Below are 20,865 nucleotides of genomic sequence, written 5' to 3' on the forward strand. Positions count from 1 at the left end.
AATTTGCCTCCGCATAAAGAGAATCAAATACTTCTATATTATTCTTCAAACCCATCGGACTAGAATAGTAACAAATAAAAGCAGGTAAAAGGAGATATTGGGCAATAAATCAAAATCATATTTGGACTAAAGTCTCCTTTAAAGAATTTTAACACATTTTAACAAAAATTTAACACAGCCTCTGGAAAGTAGCCTAACCCTTACTATCCTCCGTAAATCAAAATAATCTACTGAATCAAATGAATTAAAACACACAAAACAAAATTTTGTATTTATTTGCAGGCAACAAAGCGGTAAACACAAAAAAGGGGCTTCCGCCCCTTTTAACCACTCCTCAAAAAACCATTTTTTATTCGCCTAATCGCGCACAGACCCAATTATTAATTGACTGTTTTCTCCATCCCTTAAAGGAATCTGTTTTGCTGAGGACCCCGTGACATAGAACCGAGATAGCTCATCCAGCTCCAGCTCCAATTGGGATAAAAATCCCCCTTTGCCCAGCGGGCGCTCCCCGGCTAAATCCACACCGGCCAGCATCTCCTCCACACCAGGCCGCGCTCCACCACAGTGGCGTCCACCAGTCGAGCCGAAAGATGCCGCACATCCGGAAGTAGCAAACTACTCGAGAGCACATCCACCTCCAAGTAATCTAAAGGCTCACCCTTTACGGACATGGCTACCCTGCTCCCTTCCACGCGCACAGAAGCCGCACCAGCACCCGGAAGCACTAAAGTACCTTTCCCCACCTGACGGAAGACCAGCTGGGCACCCACAGGCAAGGTGAGCTCCATTGTGAGCCGTTCCAGACCTTCTGCCCCCCCTATGTATAACGTATCGCCCGAATAATAGCGTTCGATAAAACCCTCCCCTAGCTTGCTCTGCTCGAGCCTTTTCATATTCTCTATCGTATAGGACAGCTCCATAGAAGCCTCTAACTCCGATTTCAGCAGGACTTGTACAGACTCCAGCCCGAATAGACATACCGTGCTATGCGGTTCTAAGGTATACGTACTACGAAAGGACACTTTCTGGCCGATGAGATTACCGAAAACCGGTGCCGAAACAACCCCATCCCCTTTACCAGGGAACATCCGCTCATTAAATTCCTGGTAGTAAATCTCCGAGCGCATACTTCCAAAAAGCAGCATGGCGACGACAAACAGGAGATAAGAGCCTATAAATCCGAATAATAGTTTGCTACTTGTCTTCATTTTCTTGAATTACGTGTAAAAGTTCTGTTAAATCTGAGCCCTTCAGGCCTAAAAGCCGCACCTGTCGCAAGAAAGGAGGCAGCTCATCCCGGTAAAAGTCCGCCTTCTTCTTTTCCTGTATCCGAGACTTTGCCGCAGGCGACACGAAAAAACCGATCCCCCGCTTATTATCTAAAATCCCTTCCTCCTCTAATAGGGCGTACGCGCGCATCACCGTGTTGCGGTTCACCTCCATCTCCCCTGCCAGCTCACGCACCGAGGCAGCTTCTCCTCAGCCGGCCATTCCTCCAGCAGGATCTTTTCACACACCCAATCCCCGATTTGAAGAAATATATTTTTATGCTCCGCAAACTTCATCATACCTCCTTTTCTTTATATTTTAAATAGGCTACCGCCCAAAGCACCGGATTCGCCAGCAGCACATAAAACCAGCTTACCCGCAGCATCCAAGGCATACTACCGTCCAGAAAGCTGTTCGGGTAATTCGTGGCCACCAACACATTATAAGGAAAACCTGGGAGCTTATAGGCGAGGAGCCGATGGCCAAACCGATCAAAATAACTCCTAATTGCAAAATCAAATACGTAATCAGCCAGTTCAGTTTCTTAAAATAGAGCCCGCCTAAGAAGAGGGCCGAAATCGGCAGCAAAAAGAGACAGAAAACGGCTGAGGATAGTATAAATGCAAATTCCGGCTTCTCATTTTCGGGCCCCTGACGTGAAAAGGCTTGCCAAATGGTCTCTGGTGCGGCTCCTCCCGGGCCAAATAGCAGCAGAGAAAGCGCTAAATAGAGTGCATGGGCCAGCATGGCAATAAGCGGGAACGCCAGATGGTACACGACCACCACAGCGATCACCCGAATAAAAAACTCATAGAAAAACTTCTCCTGACGTGTCGCTGGTAACAACAGGTGCTGGATGGCCAAGTCCTTCTTGTGTAGATAACTGAAACTATTCGAGGTCACAAAGAGCACTAAGCCGATAAAACCGATAAGATAAGTCGGAAAATAAAGCTGCTTGTTTAGCGATGTGCCCGCGTATGTAGTACTGACAGGGTTAAAATTTGTCTCCCCGAACCAAAACAAAAGTTGTAGCACGCACAGGAATAGCACAAACCCCGGTAGCAGCACCATATAGGCCCGCGTATTTCTACTGATATCGAAGCGCAGCAGCGCAAAGAATCGCTGTAGTGTAGTTCCAGTGCTCATAGTCCGTTCGTTAGGTTTACTTTTCCAGATAAAATAGCATTAAAAAAGAGTTCTAGCTGCATGGGAGTCTGCGTTTCTCCTTCGCGCCGCTGGCGCAAAAACTGGTAACCGCCGCCCATCAACTCATGGTAGAGCGCGTCCTCCGGTAGGCTGGTACTCAGACCCATGCTGTACTGCTGGGTGATGCTGTCTAAGGTCTGATCGAATATCATCTTGCCCCCTTCCAGTACCGCGATGCGGTCGATGAGGTTTTCCACATCTTTTACCTGATGCGTACTGATGATGACCGACTGCTCATCGGCTAAAAAACGACCTAATATCTTGCGGAAATAACTTTTAGAAGGGATGTCTAAGCCATTTGTGGGCTCATCCATCAGTAAGAGCGGGCAGTTCGTCGCTAGCGCAAAGGCAATATGCACCTTCTTCTGCTGCCCGAATGACATCTCTCCAAAGCGGCGGGCACTGCTGGTCTGGAAGTCACTGAGAATCTGCTCGAATTTTTCAAATGAGAACGCAGGGTAAAACGCCGACCAGGCTTTCACATAACTACTCACACGCGAGCGGGCAGGAAATTCGAAGGCATCGGGTACCAGAAACTGACTTTGGAGTAGGGCCAAGCTTCGGTCTCCAGGCCGTACGCCTGCCTGATAAATAGCGCCGCCATGAGGCTGCAAAAGGCCAGCGACCAAGCGCAGGAATGTGCTTTTCCCAGCACCGTTTTTACCCAACAAGCCGGTTATGCTGCCGCGCTCTAAGCGCCAGCGTAGCGCATCGAAAAGGCGCACCCTGGCGCTGTAAGTGAAGTCCATATCCTGAATATCGATATGCGGAGCTTCTGTTATAGAGGAATGTTGCATAGTGTCATAGTTTATTATGACACTAATATCCTATGTCAGCGTTAAACTTCCAAATTTACAGCTGAATTTTTCCGCATTTATTTTTTCCGCTCACCGATGCGACGGATATTTTGAGAAGAGCGAGAGGGAAAAACTTGATTTGTTTATTTAATTGACTTATATTTGTCAATATAATTTACATCATGTTTATCAACTGCCACAGTTATTACAGTTTCAAGTACGGGACGATGAGCATCGAAACGCTGATCGCGGAGGCCTTACGGGTGCGTGCGGATGCGATCGCACTTACGGACATTAATAGTACGGCAGGGATTTTTCCGTTCCTCCAGCAGGCCCAGCGGCATAATGTACATGCGGTCGTGGGCATAGACTTCCGCGATGGCAGCCGTCCCCGCTACATCGGGTTGGCAAAAAACCAAGAGGGGCTCTATGAATTAAATAAGCACTTATCGGAGGTTTTGGCGGCCGGGGGCCCATTCCCCCAGCGGGCGCCTGCATTTTCCCATGCCTGCATCGTCTATCCCTTGCAGCAAGCGCCTGATGTACTTCGAGAAGAGGAATTTGTGGGTGTCCGCATAGCTGAAATCCGTCAGCTGTACAGCCTGCGCAAGCGCTTCCCTGTCGAAAAGCTGGTACTTTGGCAGCCGGTAAGCTTTCAGGATACCATTTCCTTCAACACCCACCGCCTCTTGCGTGCCATCGATCGGAATAGCCTACTCAGTAAACTGCCGCTCAGCGAACAGGGGCAGCCTGATGATCGTTTTTACACCTACGCGGAACTAGCTGCCCAGTGCGAAGGGCACAGTTATCTGATTACAGCCGCGCGAAAACTTCTGGAGCAGTGTCAGTTTTCCTTTTATTTTCATGCGGTTAAAAATAAAAGGAATGTAAGGGGCTCTTCTTGGGAAGACTTTGACTATCTGCGGACCGAAACCCTGCGCGGGGCGGTCAGCCGATATCCGAAGCTGAGCCAAGAGATTTTCGATCGTATCGAAAAAGAACTACTGCTCATCCAGCAAAAAGACTTCGTCTCCTATTTTTTAATCAATTATGATATCGTGCGCTATGCACATCGGAAAGGCTACTTCCATGTAGGAAGAGGCAGTGGAGCGAATAGCATCGTGGCGTACTGCCTTTACATCACAGACGTGGACCCGATCGCCTTGGACTTGTATTTCGAGCGGTTTATCAACTTATACCGGGACAGTCCGCCCGATTTCGACATCGATTTTTCCTGGAAGGATCGCGATGATGTCATCCGCTATATTTTCGAAACGTATAAAGAAGGAGATCGCGCCCATGTGGCACTTCTCAGCGCACACAGCACGTTCCAGTATCAAGCGGTTACCCGTGAACTGGGAAAAGTGTTTGGCTTGCCTACCAGCGAAATCGAACAGCTTTTAGCCAAGGGAGGGCCTAAGCATCCGCTGGATCAGTATGGACGACTGATTAAACGGTATGGACAGCGGCTGATCGATGTCCCGAGCCATCTCAGTATACATGCGGGCGGTGTATTGATTTCAGAAAAGCCGATACACTATTATTCTGCCACTACTATTCCTCCGAAAGGCTTCCCTATTACGCACTTTGACATGCATGTAGCGGAGGCGATCGGCCTGCATAAGTTTGACATCCTCAGTCAGCGCGGCTTAGGCCACATCAAGACGGCGATGGAGCTCATCCACGAAAATCAGGGGGTGGAGGTAGATATTCGTCAAGTGGAACGCTTTAAGGAAGACGAAAAGATCAAGGAACTCCTGCGCACCGGCAAGACGATGGGCGCATTTTACGTAGAGTCGCCTGCCATGCGGATGCTCCTTTCGAAGATGAAAGCCCAGACTTACCTGGAATTGGTTGCGGCTAGCTCCATTATCCGCCCTGGAGTGGCGAGATCAGGCATGATGCGCGCTTATATTTTGCGTCACCTCGACGCAGAAAAGCGGAAAGAAGCACATCCCGTGATGGAGTCCATCATGCCCGACACCTATGGCATCATGGTGTATCAGGAAGATGTAATTAAGGTAGCCCATTACTTCGCTGAGCTCAGCTTAGGCGAAGCTGACATCTTACGAAGGGGTATGAGCGGAAAATCCCGCTCTAAAGAGGAGTTTCAGCGTGTAAAAGATGCTTTCTTCTCGAACTGCGAGCGCTTAGGCAGAGAAAAGGAAATCACCGAGCAGGTATGGCATCAAATTGAAAGTTTCGCAGGCTACTCCTTTGCCAAAGGGCATTCGGCTTCCTTCGCAGTAGAAAGCTACCAAAGCCTGTATTTAAAAGCCTACTTCCCGCTGGAATTTATGGTGGCGGTGATTAATAATTTCGGTGGGTTTTACCATACCGAGTTTTATTTGCACGAGCTGCGCATGCAAGGGGCTGAAATAGAGGCTCCGGATGTGAATGAAAGTCGCTACCTCACCCATATCCAAGGCACGCGTGTGCTTCTCGGCTTCATTCATTTAAAGCACTTCGAAAAGAAAAGTACCGAGTGGCTTTTGCGCGCCCGCGCAAAGGGCCCTTTTACCAGTTTAGAAGATTTTATGCTTCGGGTTCCCTTAGGAATCGAGCAGCTGCGTATCCTCATTCGCATCGAAGCTTTTCGTTTTACGGGTCGATCAAAGGCCCAGTTACTCTGGATAGCCCATGCCCGGCATCAAGAGCTGCAGCAGCGTGCGCAGGCAGCAGAAAATAGTTTGGGCCTCTTTCCAGCTGAAGTAAAGCCTTTCCGCCTCGAAGAGCTGCCTCCCTTAAGCACATCGGAAGATTGGGAGAAAATTCACGACCAACTGGAAATCTTAGAATTTCCACTAGACAGTCCTTTTCTCTTGGTGGAATCACTGCCTGTAGGGACCTGTATGGCCAGAGACCTGCCGAAGCAAAACGGGAAATGGGTCACGCTGGTGGGCTACTTGGTCACCGTAAAACCCACCCGAACGGTAAAAGGAGAGCGCATGCACTTCGGGACGTTTTTAGATCAGGAGGGCAACTGGGTGGATACAGTGCACTTTCCTGACAAAAAGAATCCCTACCCCTTTCGGGGCAAAGGCGTGTATTACCTAAAAGGGCGGGTCAGTGAGGAATTTGGTTTTTATACTGTCGAGGTAGCACAGATCACACGACTGCCTTACAAGCAGTCTTCTTAGCCCTATTCCTAGTTCCATAACCCTACGAAAGCTTAGAAAGGAACTTGTACAGGAGTCCCCCTCTTTACCGGAGTTCCTCCCTGCCGCATCGCTCATTTCTTACGGTACGGAACAGTAGAGAGGATCTAGGTATGCAGCTAGGAAAAATGGGTTAAACCATTTCTCCTCAGAAGTTTAAGGAAATGCCCAGTTCCAGTTGTTGAAAACGGAAATCGGTCGTGTTAAAATCCACCGCATCGCTAAAGCTTACCTGCTGCGCGTTTAAGATACGCTCGAAGCGTAAATCTAAGCCTAGGCGTCCGAAATTAAGTCCCACGCCCACCTGAAAACCTGCGTTAAACTCTCCACCATCTCCCGTAATATCATCACGTAAAAACAAATGTCCGGATGGCCCCCCGAAAACGGAGAGCGTTCTCCCGATTAAATTTACCCCCACTAAAAAAGGTAGATCAAAACGACGGGTGATAAGACGGTTTTCTACCCCTTGTTCCACTACGTTCGTCACAAAGTTCGTAAAATAAATCTCTGGCTTGACGAAAACAGGCCCTAGGTGATACTTACCGAAAACCCCTACATGGTACCCCATATTATCCAGTGGATCGCCAAAAATCAATTGTGCGTCACGAAAATAGGACCCATTATAGCTATAGTTAAAGCCTGCTTTTAATCCAAAACCATTACTGGTCTGGGCCTGGACACTGGAAGTGGCACCAAGGAAACCACACAAGAACACAAGAACTAAAAGAACATTTTTCATCTTACTCGGGGCTAAGGATAAAACATAACATAAGTAATATACGCATGGAAAAGCTAGTTTCGACCAGTAGTCGCCTGAAAATCAGTCCTACTTTAACACCAACTCCCTACCTTTTTCAAGTTCTTTTAAGAAAATCATGCCAAAGATTCTACTTACATCCGCCCGTTTTTGCGTGCTAAACGGCTTAAATGATGTAAAAACACTAATTTAACTTATAAGCAACATTTTTCACCTTGTGAAAGTTACCTTAATGCCTTACATTTAGGTGCTTAATTCATGTTTCTACCCGAACATCACCCATTATGCGCATCGCCATCCTTGGTGCTACCCCCCTAGCAGCATCACTCGCTCATAAATTCCTTAAGGCTGGATTACAGGTTTCAGTAGGTGTCCGTCCTGACTTTATTCCAGAAAGTACGACTTGGAAACTCCTGCACATGCAAGTGGGATCCTGCCTCAGCTACAGTGAGGCGTGTAAAGAGGCGGATATGGTCTTTTTATGCACCGAAAATACACAGTTGGACAATATCGTAAAAAGCCTTCAAGAACTAAGACCACTCGCCATTGTGGACAGCACGAACGCTGGTTATAAAAACTGCATCCCTTGTAACACCACTCACCTGCAGGAGCGATTACCTAAACACCAGTTATACAAAGCCTTTAATAATCTCGGAATAGATTATCCTCAAAACGATCGTCTGGGTTTATTAAATGAAACGTACTTCTGTGGCCCCGAGGGCCAGACTAAAGAGCGCCTCAAGCGACTGATTTCCTGCATCGGCTTTCACCCCATCGACGCGGGCGGCTTAGAACATGCCGATTTACTAGAGGCTTTTTATCACCTGAGAAGTAAAATCGCTGAGCGAAAGCAAGATCAAGCTCAGTGTCATTTCAAGCTCATTTCGCACTAACTCTAAAAAACAATTAAGGACTTCAAGAGCTTAGGGTAGCAGTAACGCTTCTGCCCTAAGCTTTTTTTGCTTTAGCAAAATTGGTGAAAGGCTATTAATTTTGCATCCAACCAAATACTAACTTTATGAGCCGTTTACGAACTCTTACCACCCTTCTTACGGCAGCTGCCCTGTGGAGCTGTTCCGGGGATGGGACGAACACGACGCGTATGAACCCCTTCTTCGAACCTTATGCCACGCCTTTCGAGGTACCTCCTTTCGATAGCATCGAGATCGAACACTTTAAGCCCGCCATGGAAGCTGGCATCAAAGAGCAGCAAGCTGAAATCGACGCCATCGTAGAGCAGACAGAGGCTCCTACCTTTGAAAACACCATCGAAGCACTAGAAAACTCTGGCGCCCTCTTAAGCCGCGTACAGACCGTATTCGGAAATTTGAATAGCGCGCATACGAATGCAGAGCTGCAGGCGATCGCTAAAGAAATGTCGCCGGCACTATCGGCGCATGGAGACAATATCCGCCTGAACGAGAAGCTCTTCGCACGTATCCGAGCCGTTTACGAGCAGCGCGAGTCCTTAAACTTAAATGAAGAGCAGCGCATGCTCCTCGAAAAAACGTATAAGTCCTTCGTCCGTAGCGGAGCCAACTTACAGGAGGCCGAAAAAGAGAAATTGCGTGAAATCAATAGCAAGCTAGCACTTCTGAGCCTGGAGTTTGGCCAAAATCTTTTAGCGGAAACAAATGATTTTCAGCTTTGGATCACGGATGAGGCCGACTTAGCGGGGCTTCCGTCCAGTTTGCGCGCTAGCGCCAAAGCAGATGCTGAGGCTGCTGGAGAGCCTGAAAAATGGCTATTTACGCTTCAGAACCCAAGTGTGATGCCCTTCCTGCAGTATGCAGAAAATCGTGCCTTGCGTGAGAAAATCTGGGATGCCTATCAGACACGAAGCAGCAGAGGGAATGACAAGGACAACACACAGGCTTTAATCGATATCGCCAACTTACGCTTAGAGCGGGCCCAACTTTTAGGCTATGAAACACATGCTGCCTTCAGCTTGGAAGAAACCATGGCGAAAAATGCAGGAAATGTGTACACCCTTTTAAATCAGCTTTGGACACCAGCGCTCGCTAAAGCGAAGGCAGAGCGAGATGAGATGCAAGCCCTACATGCAGAATTGGGCGAAGAGGGTCCCCTACAGCATGGGACTGGAGATTCTATGAAGAAAAACTCCGTCAGAAGAAATTTGACCTAGATGAACAGGAAGTGAAGCCCTACTTCTCTTTAGAAAAAGTACAGGAAGGTGTTTTTAATGTAGTGAAAGAGCTTTTCGGACTAACCTTTACACCGAGACCTGAGCTTCCTACCTACCATCCAGAGGCGAAAGCCTATGAGGTAAAAGAGGCTGATGGCAGCCATGTGGGTATATTGTATATGGATTTCCACCCGCGTCCTTCGAAAAGAGGAGGTGCCTGGATGACCAGCTACCGCCCGCAATCGATGGAAAATGGGGAGCGTAAGGCACCTGTTATTTCGATCGTATGTAATTTCTCTAAGCCCACAGGGGACACCCCTGCCCTGCTGACCTTTGACGAGGTGACGACCTTCTTCCATGAATTCGGCCATGCGCTACATGGCTTATTATCTAACGTGCAGTACCGCAGCTTGGCGGGTACCTCTGTACCACGCGACTTCGTGGAATTACCGTCTCAGATTCTAGAAAACTGGGCGACTGAGCCGAGTATCTTAAAAACCTATGCCGTGCACTATGAAACAGGCGAAGCGATTCCAGATGCATTAATCGAAAAGTTACAGAATTCAGGGACTTTTGGACAGGGTTTCGCGACGACGGAATATCTGGCCGCATCGCTGCTGGATTTAGACTACCATACAATCACCGAACCGATTCAGCAGGACGCGAAAGCCTTCGAAGCAGAAGCTGTTCGTAAGATGGGGCTTATCGATGAAATCATTCCTCGCTACCGAAGCTCCTACTTCCAGCACATCTTCAGTGGTGGCTATTCAGCCGGCTACTATAGCTACATCTGGAGTGGTGTTTTAGATACGGATGCTTTCCAAGCCTTTAAAGAAACAGAACTCTTTAACCCAGAAAAAGCCAAGGCATTCCGTACCGAAATTCTAGAGCGTGGAGGGACACGCGACCCTATGGAAATGTATGTGAACTTTAGAGGCGCAGAGCCTACGATAGAGGCCTTGCTCGCGAAGCGTGGCTTGAATCAACTTAGCCTACGCTAAGTAGCAAATAAGACTTCGGGAAGTAAGTGTTCGCATAAAATAAACAGCCACATCTTCCTGACATATATGCGGAAGGGGACCTTGTCCCCTTCTTTTTTTTTTATAAATATGTAGTCAAAAAATTTCACTATACGGATTGTTTTTGTATATTAGTAAAAGAGTATAATGTTGATTATTTTTAAACAAATCCTTATGATGAAATTAGTACTTGCAGGACAAAATCCTTACCTTAAATCGATCATGAATCAGTATTTAGCGGGTATCGGATACACAGTTTTCTGTCTGGATGATGCATCCGAGGGTAAATTACTCGTTGACAGAGGCGAACAAATCGACTTAACTTTACTATTGCTTGATAAAGAAGGGTTTGCGAAAAATTTCGCTCAATACCTAAAAGAGCATTATACAGCTAACTTCGGCCCTATTGTAGGGTTAAAACAGGAAAGTTTAGCGAAAAGAGAAAAAGAAGAAGCCGCTAATTTCACCGATCACCTCATCGATGGGTTTAAAACCCTTTCGGAACTCTCCTCGCACCTGCCAAAAGCCTTGCGAACGGCTTGAGTGCTTCTGGAATAAAGCACCCTAAAGGATTTCAGTCCACCAGTAATTGATAATAGCGCGCTATTTTTTCTTTTAACTCCTGCAGTGCCACCAAACCATTCGCACGAAAAACCTCCTTGCCTGCTGCCAAAACAAGGATTCCTGGAATACTCATCATCCGGAGTTGAGCAGCTAAGGCTTTATAGGTTACAGCATCAATTCGCTGCAAACGCATAGCTGGAAAGTGTTGCGCCACTAAGTCGGCAACCTTCGGAAAAAGTGTCGTGCACACGCTACACTCCTCACCATAAAAGTAAAGCAGTAGCATCGGCTGCCCAGCCTGAGCCGCACGCTCAGACCACTCATTTAAAATTTCATTTGGATGCATGCTTCTTATTTTTTGTTATCACCTTAGCTAAAAGGATTACTTGGCCTGCTTTTTAGCTGCTACGATCGGAGGAAAAGGTCCGTATTTGTGCTGCTCCTCTGGAAAAGTGTCGCTAAATGGCCCGAAAGGATGGTCTACAGGTTTCTTAGAAATGTCCGGCCAGTCGCCAGTAATATCTTTCGAGGGTCGCGGCATGCTATTCACATAAGCAGCCACATCCCATGCTTCCTGATCGGTCAAAATAGGGTTATCCACCGTAGCCCCGAGTGGCATATTCGCACGCACATAGCCCGCAAAGCGTGACATGCGATACAAGCCAGCCCCATCGTTATAGGCATGCGCTCCCCACAGTGGCGGATAGGTGTACGCCAACTGGTCAAAGCGCATAACCCCCTGACCATCTTCCTGATGACAGGAAGCACAGTAGGCGTCGTAAATCCGCTTGCCTTTTATCGGATCCGCGGCACGATCCAGGTAGCTCACATCGATTAAGCCAGCCCCAAACGGAACTTCTCCTTTCGGAACCTCTTTCCCCAGCCACTCCATATAAGCCACCATGGCGATCATTTCCTCGCTGTCCACCTCTAAAGGCGAGCCATTTAAGCTGCGCTCAAAACAATCGTTGATACGCTTCGGGATATCTTCCATTTGCCCAGAACGCCCTCTCACCTTGGGATAGGTGGACGCTACCGCCGCATAATTATTTCCAAAAGGCACCGTTCCAGCACCCAAATGGCAGTTTTGACAGTTTAATCCATTGGATATCGCCTTTACTTTGCCCAGCGGGCCCAAGTACTCAGAAGTATTCGCGATCAATTCCCGACCGTACTCGATGTATAAGGCATTCGGCTCATCCGCTACGGTAGACCAGTCGGGGGCCTGCCATAAGCGCTCTAAGTCCTCTTGTGGAATCAGCCCCTCATAGACCTCAGCTAATAAAACCTCTCCCGCTGGCGCTGCCAACTGAGGCAAGCTTCCTCCTGCTAATAAATAAACAAAGAGTACAATAAGGGCAAGTAAAACGGCTAAAAGCCCCAATAAGTAACTCGTTGCATTTTCAATAAAAGAAGCGAAGGATTGACGGTTATTTTTCATGGGTTAGATAAAATTCCTCACAAAAATGCATGGAAACCGCGGATTAATTTGGTGATTTTCATCACATAAATCCAACAAATCCCAGCACCTTAGGCACTTTTTACTTTTGGTCCTACCTGAAAAAGTGCTGTTCTCCAGGTGCTAAGGCCATAAATCCCTAAGCCTGCCAGCGCTACAGCAAAGAAGGAAAAACGTAAACCTGCGAGCTCTGCGATAAAGCCGATCAGCGGCGGCCCTAAGAGAAAGCCAAAAAATGAAATCGTAGACACCAGCGCTAAAGAAACACTCGGTGGATAGCTGGCAGAACGCCCCGCTATTCCGTAGCAGACTGGAACGATGGCTGCTACGCCGAATCCGACTAGCACAAACCCGATCGATGCAGCCACTGGAAGAGGAGCTCCGACGGATAAAAAAAGTCCTCCCGCTATCAAAAGCCCTGAAAACCGCAGCACAAAAGGTCGCCCCTTACGCTCGATCAAAGGATCAGCTAAGAATCGCCCCGTGGCCATGGCTCCCATGAAAAACACATAGCCCAGCACCGTGTAGGCAGCGGGTACCTCCACCACTTTTTTAAAATAAATACCCGACCAGTCGAACATGCATCCCTCAGCCAGCATCCCCAAAAAAGCGATCAGCCCCACACGAAGTAAGAGCGCATCTGGCTTTACCCATGTAAGCCCACCTCCACCTGTGGCGCTTCGCTCATTTAGTAAATAGGGATACGTAAAAAACACGATAGCGCCAGCCAGACACATGACGATCAAGTAATGAACGGCCGGGCTAAGCCCAAAGAACACCATAAAGGCGCCTATTCCTGCCCCTACAAACCCCGCCAAGCTCCATAAGCCATGAAAGGAGGCTAAGATCGATTTGCCCAGTGCCTTCTCTACGCTCAGCGCCTGGGTATTCAAAGAGATGTTCATCATATTTCCCAGCATCCCAAAGAGAAACACCACGGGAAACAGCATCCAATAACCTGGAGATAGGGCGATTAAGGGAAGAGTGGCCGCATAGGCGATAGCACTTATTAAAATCACAGGGCGACTCCCAAAACGATGAACCGACCAGCCCGCCAGCGGAAGCGCAGTAAGCGAACCGATGGGCAGTACCAGCAAAACACCTCCCAGCGCCGCCTCTGACAAGCCAAATTTCGTCTGTAAATCCGGAATACGAGATGCCCAGGAAGCGAAACAAAGCCCCGCTAAAAAGAATAAGCCATTTAAGGCAAGACGACGATTTCTGGGAGTTATATGCGACATAAGAACTAGTAAAAGCACTAATTTACAGCGTTTTTAGACAAGTTAATAATCGAAGGTGGCCAGAAAAAAACGCCACTCGCTACGCAATCGATTGAAACCACTCTCCACACCCTCTTTCTGCGCATAAAATCAAAAAGTTTTTTTTTGCACACGAAAACATTCCCCCACCCTACCTGTTTTATTTCCATTAATTAAAGTCTACTCCGCATGGAATTTGTAATCGCTGGATCCGTCGTCCTTATGGCCGTTCTTCTTATTCGTTTCATCGTCAAGAAGGTTTTTTAAATAAAAACCTTTTGAGGCTTACCCCGCCCCCTTTTTAAACTTACGGTTCAAAACCTAGCTGGCCTTCTGCTAATAATCGAGAACGCCTTAGTTGGAGTAAACGAAGACCTACAGGCAGCCCTTGTTCTCACTATTAAGCTGGAACAAATGAGTGCGCAAACAAGCCTACATAGTCTCACCTACCTAGTCTCAGCCTGCTCAGCCTCCCCCGCATCGGAATAAAATTTTTCGAAAATCTGATAAAAATCAGCTATCTTTTGTTTAAGGTAACAATTCTCACAGAATTACTGCGCGGAAACGCCCAAATTTGTATCATGAATTCGGGCAAAAGCCCTTTTACTAACCTTAAAACAGAAAAGCTATGTTTTTTCAACACGTATATGATAAAAGTTTGGCCCAAGCCAGTTATGTAATTGGTTGCCAGGCAGGTGGAATCGCTGCAGTTATCGACCCTAAGCGCGATGTGGATACCTACATCGAAATCGCAAAGGCGAATAACATGAAAATTACACACATCCTAGAGACACACATTCATGCCGACTTCCTAAGCGGCTCACGCGAACTAGCCGCGCTCACCGGCGCGAAGTTGTATCTATCTGATGAAGGTGACGAGAACTGGAAATACGAATTCCCGCATGAGAAAATTAAAGGAGGCGATGTCGTGAAAATGGGCAACTTGACCTTCGAAGTAATCCATACCCCGGGCCATACGCCAGAGTCCGTAAGTTTCCTACTTACCGACAAGCCAGCGTCTCAGGAGCCTGTCATGCTCTTTACGGGAGACTTCGTTTTCGTAGGCGATGTGGGTCGCCCAGATCTATTGGAACAAGCTGCTGGCATTAAAGGCACACAAGAAATCGGTGCTGAGCAGATGTTCGACTCACTGACGGACTTCGCTAAATTAGGTGATTTTATCCAAGTTTGGCCAGGACATGGTGCAGGTTCTGCCTGCGGCAAAGCCCTCGGCGCGGTGCCTTCTACTACCGTCGGCTACGAAAAAATTCGTAACTGGGCGTTACAATTGCTAAACGATAAGCCAGCCTTCACTAAAGAATTACTTGCGGATCAGCCTGAGCCTCCGAAGTACTTCGCCATGATGAAGAAACTGAACAAGGTAGATAGAAAATTACTTACCGAAGTTCCTCAAGTTCCACAGATGAGCGATGCCGACTTCTTAGCAGACCATGCTGCTGGAATTAAAGTAATAGACACACGTCCTTGGAAGGCCTTCGCAGATGCGCACCTGGCAGGAACCTATAACATCACCCATAACAACTCTTTTGCTACGTTTATGGGCTGGTACCTCACCTACGAAGAAGATTATATCCTAGTCGCTGAGGCCGGTGAAGTAGAGGAGTTAATGCGTAAAGCTATGCGTATCGGCTTAGATAACTTTAAAGGCTATATCACGCCTGCACAGTTAGTAAACCTAAAGGACATCGAGCTGGAAAGCTATCAGCCAGTAGGTAAAGAGGTGGTGGAAGAAGCGATCGCCTCGGGTGAAAAACAAATCATCGACGTTCGCGGTGCTGCTGAATTTAAAAAGGGCCAAATCGAAGGTGCTGAGAATATTCACTTAGGAAAACTTCCAGATAACTTAGATAAAATCGCCACTGATAAGCCGGTAATCATCCACTGTCAAAGTGGTGCACGCTCAGCTATCGCTTATTCCGTACTTCGTGCACATGGATTCACGAATATCGAAAACTATTCAGGCGGATTCGCGGAGTGGTCTACACTCGAGCACGCGAAAGCGTAAGCTTATCCCGACTGTATGTAGCGCATAGCCCGCTATACAAGGGAGTAATTCCCAAAAAAGGCGCGGAAGTCTCTAGCAGACTTCTCGCGCCTTTTTTGATTTTATACTTAGATTTTCCATACTGGGACTATGCCCATTCGAGACTGGGGTACTACTCTTTGCAGTTCCCTGCTTATATTTGCTGATAGACTCAGGCTTCTTGAAACCTGACCATAAAAGCATAATCTAAAGTTTAAACACTTATCGGAAGTGTGTCTCTATGCTTAGACTTCCTTTTAACCTTTTTAGCCGCTACTTGCCGTTGGAATTCTACGCTTTCGCTTCCTTTCGATTTCGCTAAAACCGTGATCGTTTGGCTTCGTTTGCTTTCTTTTACTTTCGTTTCACCTTTCTTTTACTTTCGATTCCTTTCGATTTTGCTAAAAATATGATCGTTTCGCTTCGTTTGCTTTCTTTTTCACTTTCGTTATCTTTCTTTTTAGGAGACTGTTCGAGACTGTTCATTCAAGTGTGTCTGCTCACTTTACGAGAATGAAAAAGAGAAAGACGACTGAAGGCCTACTAAAGGATCCAGAGTCGGGTGAGCGCATAAAGGCTACTCCGAAAGCATCTGAAGTAAAGTAATGACGTGATCCTCTCGGGATAACTTCAGCCCCTCTGCCTTTACGATCCGCTTAGCCTCCTGCTCATGATCCGGATGGAGGGCTTTTAAAATAGGCTTTGCAGCCAAACGCACACCCTGGCTCTTTCCCTCCCGATCTACTAAAAAGAAGCTGGTGCTCACCACGAAGATTTGTCCCGGAGAAGTGGCATAAGTGTTTTTAGCGGGCTCTTGAAGCGTATTATGGTACACTCGGATGAGTGTGTAGGCATCACTCTCGAACAACACATTGACGAAGTCATCCTCTTTCACTCCCTTTATCCCAGTAAACCCCTTCTTAAATACCAAAGCAGGTAGCTCGCCTTTCGAAGCATCGAAGCTCCCCTCAGGACGGGGCACCTTCACAGCATCCACCGTACGCTTATTTAAAATAATCCGATTGTCGCCATCTAAAAGAACTTCTAGCTCCCCTTCATAAATATTAACCTTTAAGGGTACTCCCTCACGAACCTTTCCATTACGCAGCGTGATATCCGCATCTACCCAGTCTTTAAACAAATAAGGAGACCCCTCCACCCCCGTGTAAGGCGTTATACGTGCTGGCGTTCCATCCATCGTGATCTGCGCGATTTGCTGCGCAGAAACACCCCAACTCATCCCTAAAAACAAAGCAAGTATTCCAATCTTTTTCATACAGTTTTTCAATAGCTCTCGGGTAAATATACTATTCTTTCGAATTTACTCAAAATTTACGTCCACTTCCAACTCCTAAGGCCAAAAAGTCAACAAGCGCAAACAGCAAAAGCCGGCAGCAAAAAAAACTCCCCCCTGGAAAACCAGAGGGGAGCAAGAAGTAGCACAGTAGTAGCGCTAAAGCAATGCCGTCGAATTAGTTCGGTAATTTATCGGCGAAACGCCCATACAACCAGGTTCCCGCTAATGCACTCACTAAGGTAACGGCAACTACCGTAAACCCTGATCCAATTTGCGCGAAGAGCGGCCCCGGACAAGCGCCCGTCATGGCCCAACCTAAACCAAAGATGAAGCCACCGATAATTTGTCCCTTACGGAATTCTTTTTTACCGATTTTAATCGGCTCACCGTTTAAGGCCTTCACATTAAAGCGCTTGATGAGCTGTATGGAAACCAAACCTACCGCGATGGCAGACCCGATAACACCGTACATAAAGAAGCTTTGTAAGCGGAACATTTCCTGAATTCGGAACCAAGAGACGATTTCTGCCTTTACGAAGACGATTCCGAATAAAATCCCGATGATTAAGTATTTTAGGAGGGCAAGACCTTGTTCTCCCTGCTCCTGATTATTAGGCGCCTCGCACTGAATAGGCGCTGTGTTTTTATCTGCTGTCGTTTTCATTATGATCTTTTCTAAGCTGTTGAAGAAGTTAATTTACAGAATGCCGAAAAGGCGCATAAGTGGCTCTAATAAAAGGTGCGTCATCGCGAAACCACCTAGCATAAAGAAGGTCGTCGCCAGTAAAGAAGGCCACTGCAGTGAGCTGATGCCCATAATCGCATGACCTGAAGTACATCCACCGGCGTAACGAGTTCCGAAACCTACCATCAAACCTCCGATGATAAAGAAAAGAATACCCGTACCATTCGTCATGCTTTCCCAGTTGAAAATCTCCGCCGGAAGCAACTTGCTATAATCTGTGATGCCTAAAGCAGCTAAATCCTCCTGTGTCGCTTCTGCCACCACGATCGTATCCGGGTTCGCTAAGAAAGTCGTCGCCACGAAACCTCCGATAAGCACACCCAGCACAAAAACCAGGTTCCACATTTCCTTCTTCCAGTTGTAGGTAAAGAAAGGAATATTCGCCGGCACACATGCCGCGCAAACGTGGCGTAAAGAAGAAGAAATCCCGAAAGATTTATTCCCGATGATTAATAATGCCGGTACGGTCAGACCGATCAGCGGGCCTGCTACATACCAAGGCCAAGGTTGGGTAATCCATGCAATAAATTGTTCCATTTTACTATGCGGTTTTATCTTTTAATACTTGTTTTTTTAGCATCTACATGCTTTCAGAAGAAGTGACGAAAGTAGAGAATTCACTATGTAAAACGTAAATTCCATGCTTTTTGTCAGCTTTTCATTATGTAAAGGTGCTGGTTTGAGGGGCTAAAAACAGTAACAAATATCACACTGCCCCCTTATATACGCAAAATGGCAAGACCGAAGCCTTGCCATACACCATCTAACCTAAATTTACGTCTCTCCGACTACTTTACAGTAAAGTAGAAGGACACACATACGCACTCACCTGAAACTTGCCCGACTCCTGGATGGCCTTAAAGCCTCCCTGAACATCGATCAAGTTATCATACCCACGTGCACGTAAGATCGAATTAAAGATCATCGAGCGATAGCCGCCCGCACAGTGCACGTAATAGGTTTTGTTTTTATCTACCTGAGCCATGCTCTCATTAATGTAATCTAATGGTGCATTCTCCGCCCCGATTACATGCTCAGACACATGCTCCGAATTTTTTCTCACATCGAGGATATGTACCTCTCCTGCCTCCATACGCGCCGCTAACTCCTCTGCTGGAATAGACGTAATCGTATCCACTTCTTTGCCGGAGGCTGCCCAAGCCTCAAAACCACCCTCTAAATAGCCGATCGTGAAGTCATAGCCCACACGCGCTAAGCGGGTCACTACCTCTTCCTCACGCCCTGGCTCGGCGATAATGAGCAGCTCCTGCTTTAAGTCTGGCACCAAAGTACCCACCCATACCGCGAAACTTCCGTCGATTCCGATATTAATCGCATTCGGAATGAAACCTTGTGCGAAAACCTGTGGATCACGTGCATCCAGCATCAGTGCGCCCGTTTCATTCGCCGCAGCTTCGAAAGCCTCCACAGAAAGTGGACGGATACCACGCTCCATCACCGTATCGATGCTGTCATAGCCTTTAATGTTCATGACTACATTCTGTGGAAAATAAGCCGGCGGAGGGGTTAAGCCCGTAAGCACCTCCTTAATAAACTCCTCTTTCGTCATCTCCTGAAGCGCATAGTTCGTCTTCTTCTGATTTCCGAGCGTATCGGAAGTCTCCTTCGACATCTTTTTGCCGCAGGCAGAGCCCGCACCATGCGCCGGATACACGATTAAATCATCCGACAGCGGCATAATCTTCTCCCGAAGGGAATCGTATAAGTGCGCCGCTAACTTTTCCTGCGTCAGATCTGCGATGACCTTCTGCGCTAAATCCGGACGGCCCACATCACCGATAAACAAGGTGTCTCCCGTGAAGATGGCCTCCTCTTTTCCTTCCTCATTAATCAGAAGGAAACAGCTACTCTCCATCGTGTGGCCTGGCGTGTGAATGACTTTTAACTTCACATTTCCTATCTCGAAAACCTGCCCGTCCTCAGCCACGATCGCATCAAAGCCCATCGCCGCAGTAGTAGGTCCGAAAACTATCGGTGCCCCGGTTTTTTCCGAAAGATCCTGATGTCCCGACACGAAATCCGCATGGAAATGCGTCTCGAATACATATTTTATGGTAACATTATTTTCAGCTGCTTTATCTAAATAAGGCTGCACCTCGCGAAGGGGGTCGATGATGGCCGCCTCGCCGTTAGATTCGATGTAATAAGCACCCTGTGCTAAACAACCCGTATAAATTTGTTCGATTTTCATGTGCTGATAATTTTGAGGTTCATTTTTTATTTCTGTTGTAAAGGTAATACTTCGAGAGCGCTCCTAAAATGACTTTTGTCACCCAGCGCTACACCGTGGCTTCTGCACTGCGCACCACGCGGACCAGCTCATGCGCCGGCACCACACCGGACTGCCGCCAGAGCACCTCCCCCTTACGGAAAAGGATCAGCGTAGGAACACCACGCACCTGAAACTTAGTGGCCGCCATCGGGTTTTTATCCACGTCTACTTTCACGATCTTTACCTGCCCACCCAGCTGCCGGGCCGTCTCCTCGAGAATCGGCTGCATCTGCTGACAAGGTCCGCACCAGGTGGCATAAAAGTCCACGAGGACCGCTTGCTCTCCTTGGATTAATTCGCTAAATGTCATCGGTTTAGTTCCCATGTTGTGCTTGTTTTAAATTTATGTAAAACTAGCCCGCAGACCGTTAAGGTACAGTAATTTTTATCACATTGACTTAAATGACGTTAAAGGCAAAGGGTTTTCCTACAGAATTCCGTATTTTCGCCCAAGTTAACCTTTCCAAATCACATGATTAACTATCAAAAAGTCAATAACCTCACCGGTTGGGCCTTTTTCTCATCGCCACCACGGTATATGTGCTTACCGTGGAAGAAACGGCCAGCTTCTGGGATCCAGGGGAATTTATCGCCGTAGCGCATAAGCTCCAGGTGCCCCACCCGCCAGGAGCGCCCTTTTTTCTGCTCGTCTACCGGATGTTTTCTTTTTTGGCCTTCGGCAATGAACTCAGCGTGGCCTACTGGATGAATATCGCCTCAGCACTCTTCTCTGGCTTCACCATCCTGTTCCTGTTCTGGTCCATCACACTTTTGGCCGCAAAATGATGCAGCTTAGCCCCGGAAAGGAAACACTGAACGATACACTGACCCTCATGCGCCGGCACCATC

The 20,865-nt window shown here is 47.4% G+C and carries 19 protein-coding genes and 1 pseudogene; 7 read left to right on the forward strand and 13 right to left on the reverse strand.

What is annotated here, in order from left to right; translation table 11 throughout:
• Window positions 1–515: 515 nt before the first annotated feature.
• The 4 genes from A3SI_RS10375 to A3SI_RS10390 form a co-directional block, all read right to left on the reverse strand.
• Window positions 516–1,211 carry a hypothetical protein gene (locus tag A3SI_RS10375; protein WP_009055698.1) on the reverse strand — a complete coding sequence of 232 codons (696 nt, stop codon included), beginning with the start codon at window positions 1,209–1,211 and terminating at the stop codon, window positions 516–518.
• Window positions 1,198–1,467 (reverse strand): GntR family transcriptional regulator, encoded by a 270-nt coding sequence (locus tag A3SI_RS10380; protein ID WP_009055701.1) that lies wholly within the window; start codon window positions 1,465–1,467, stop codon window positions 1,198–1,200. The genes A3SI_RS10375 and A3SI_RS10380 overlap by 14 nt, the downstream gene beginning before the upstream one ends.
• Window positions 1,468–1,644: 177 nt before the next feature.
• The gene (locus A3SI_RS10385; protein WP_009055702.1) at window positions 1,645–2,418 is read right to left on the reverse strand and encodes a hypothetical protein; all 774 of its coding nucleotides are present in this window, start codon (window positions 2,416–2,418) and stop codon (window positions 1,645–1,647) included.
• The gene (locus A3SI_RS10390) at window positions 2,415–3,275 is read right to left on the reverse strand and encodes an ABC transporter ATP-binding protein (protein ID WP_009055703.1); all 861 of its coding nucleotides are present in this window, start codon (window positions 3,273–3,275) and stop codon (window positions 2,415–2,417) included. Before A3SI_RS10390 ends, A3SI_RS10385 begins: the two co-directional genes overlap by 4 nt.
• 182 nt (window positions 3,276–3,457) lie before the next feature.
• On the opposite strand from A3SI_RS10390, the gene A3SI_RS10395 reads away from it, so the two are divergent.
• The gene (locus A3SI_RS10395) at window positions 3,458–6,415 is read left to right on the forward strand and encodes a DNA polymerase III subunit alpha (RefSeq protein WP_040670679.1); all 2,958 of its coding nucleotides are present in this window, start codon (window positions 3,458–3,460) and stop codon (window positions 6,413–6,415) included.
• 166 nt (window positions 6,416–6,581) lie between these two features.
• On the opposite strand, the gene A3SI_RS10400 is transcribed toward A3SI_RS10395, so the two are convergent.
• Window positions 6,582–7,172: an outer membrane beta-barrel protein gene (locus tag A3SI_RS10400; RefSeq protein WP_009055706.1), complete on the reverse strand. Its 591-nt coding sequence runs from the start codon at window positions 7,170–7,172 to the stop codon at window positions 6,582–6,584.
• A 302-nt stretch (window positions 7,173–7,474) separates the two neighbouring features.
• Here A3SI_RS10400 and A3SI_RS10405 point away from each other — a divergent pair, with 302 nt between their 5' ends.
• The 4 genes from A3SI_RS10405 to A3SI_RS10415 all read left to right on the forward strand — a co-directional run bounded on the left by A3SI_RS10405 (window position 7,475) and on the right by A3SI_RS10415 (window position 10,898).
• Complete coding sequence (locus A3SI_RS10405) at window positions 7,475–8,083, forward strand: NADPH-dependent F420 reductase (protein WP_009055707.1); 609 nt, start codon at window positions 7,475–7,477, stop codon at window positions 8,081–8,083.
• 125 nt (window positions 8,084–8,208) lie between these two features.
• The gene (locus A3SI_RS22665; protein ID WP_009055710.1) at window positions 8,209–9,336 is read left to right on the forward strand and encodes a M3 family metallopeptidase; all 1,128 of its coding nucleotides are present in this window, start codon (window positions 8,209–8,211) and stop codon (window positions 9,334–9,336) included.
• A complete protein-coding gene (locus A3SI_RS22670) occupies window positions 9,258–10,337 on the forward strand; it encodes a M3 family metallopeptidase (protein ID WP_316929163.1) in 1,080 nt (359 codons plus the stop codon). Before A3SI_RS22665 ends, A3SI_RS22670 begins: the two co-directional genes overlap by 79 nt.
• Before the next feature lie 192 nt (window positions 10,338–10,529).
• A complete protein-coding gene (locus tag A3SI_RS10415) occupies window positions 10,530–10,898 on the forward strand; it encodes a hypothetical protein (protein ID WP_156810270.1) in 369 nt (122 codons plus the stop codon).
• Between the two features lie 31 nt (window positions 10,899–10,929).
• Here A3SI_RS10415 and A3SI_RS10420 read toward each other — a convergent pair whose 3' ends face one another.
• The 3 genes from A3SI_RS10420 to A3SI_RS10430 all read right to left on the reverse strand — a co-directional run bounded on the left by A3SI_RS10420 (window position 10,930) and on the right by A3SI_RS10430 (window position 13,619).
• Window positions 10,930–11,265, reverse strand: a complete 336-nt coding sequence (locus A3SI_RS10420) for a thioredoxin family protein (RefSeq protein ID WP_009055714.1) — start codon at window positions 11,263–11,265, stop codon at window positions 10,930–10,932.
• A 36-nt stretch (window positions 11,266–11,301) separates the two neighbouring features.
• Window positions 11,302–12,360 (reverse strand): c-type cytochrome, encoded by a 1,059-nt coding sequence (locus tag A3SI_RS10425; RefSeq protein ID WP_009055715.1) that lies wholly within the window; start codon window positions 12,358–12,360, stop codon window positions 11,302–11,304.
• Window positions 12,361–12,449: 89 nt separating this feature from the next.
• The gene (locus A3SI_RS10430) at window positions 12,450–13,619 is read right to left on the reverse strand and encodes an MFS transporter (protein ID WP_040670682.1); all 1,170 of its coding nucleotides are present in this window, start codon (window positions 13,617–13,619) and stop codon (window positions 12,450–12,452) included.
• A gap of 646 nt (window positions 13,620–14,265) precedes the next feature.
• On the opposite strand from A3SI_RS10430, the gene A3SI_RS10435 reads away from it, so the two are divergent.
• Window positions 14,266–15,663, forward strand: coding sequence for an MBL fold metallo-hydrolase (locus tag A3SI_RS10435; RefSeq protein ID WP_009055717.1), 1,398 nt, complete (start codon window positions 14,266–14,268; stop codon window positions 15,661–15,663).
• 595 nt (window positions 15,664–16,258) lie between these two features.
• On the opposite strand, the gene A3SI_RS10440 is transcribed toward A3SI_RS10435, so the two are convergent.
• The 5 genes from A3SI_RS10440 to trxA form a co-directional block, all read right to left on the reverse strand.
• On the reverse strand, window positions 16,259–16,957 hold the full coding sequence (locus A3SI_RS10440) for a hypothetical protein (protein ID WP_009055718.1): 699 nt from the start codon (window positions 16,955–16,957) through the stop codon (window positions 16,259–16,261).
• Window positions 16,958–17,153: 196 nt separating this feature from the next.
• Window positions 17,154–17,642 (reverse strand): DUF6691 family protein, encoded by a 489-nt coding sequence (locus tag A3SI_RS10445; RefSeq protein ID WP_009055720.1) that lies wholly within the window; start codon window positions 17,640–17,642, stop codon window positions 17,154–17,156.
• Window positions 17,643–17,675: 33 nt separating this feature from the next.
• Window positions 17,676–18,260, reverse strand: coding sequence for a YeeE/YedE family protein (locus A3SI_RS10450; protein WP_009055723.1), 585 nt, complete (start codon window positions 18,258–18,260; stop codon window positions 17,676–17,678).
• A 256-nt stretch (window positions 18,261–18,516) separates the two neighbouring features.
• Window positions 18,517–19,935, reverse strand: a complete 1,419-nt coding sequence (locus tag A3SI_RS10455; RefSeq protein ID WP_009055725.1) for an MBL fold metallo-hydrolase — start codon at window positions 19,933–19,935, stop codon at window positions 18,517–18,519.
• Between the two features lie 88 nt (window positions 19,936–20,023).
• Window positions 20,024–20,341: a thioredoxin gene (gene trxA, locus A3SI_RS10460; protein ID WP_193782427.1), complete on the reverse strand. Its 318-nt coding sequence runs from the start codon at window positions 20,339–20,341 to the stop codon at window positions 20,024–20,026.
• A 147-nt stretch (window positions 20,342–20,488) separates the two neighbouring features.
• Here trxA and A3SI_RS10465 point away from each other — a divergent pair.
• Window positions 20,489–20,865: pseudogene (locus tag A3SI_RS10465) on the forward strand (glycosyltransferase family 117 protein); the annotation flags it as partial.

The organism is Nitritalea halalkaliphila LW7 (genome assembly GCF_000265075.1).
Classification (GTDB): Bacteria; Bacteroidota; Bacteroidia; order Cytophagales; family Cyclobacteriaceae; genus Nitritalea; species Nitritalea halalkaliphila.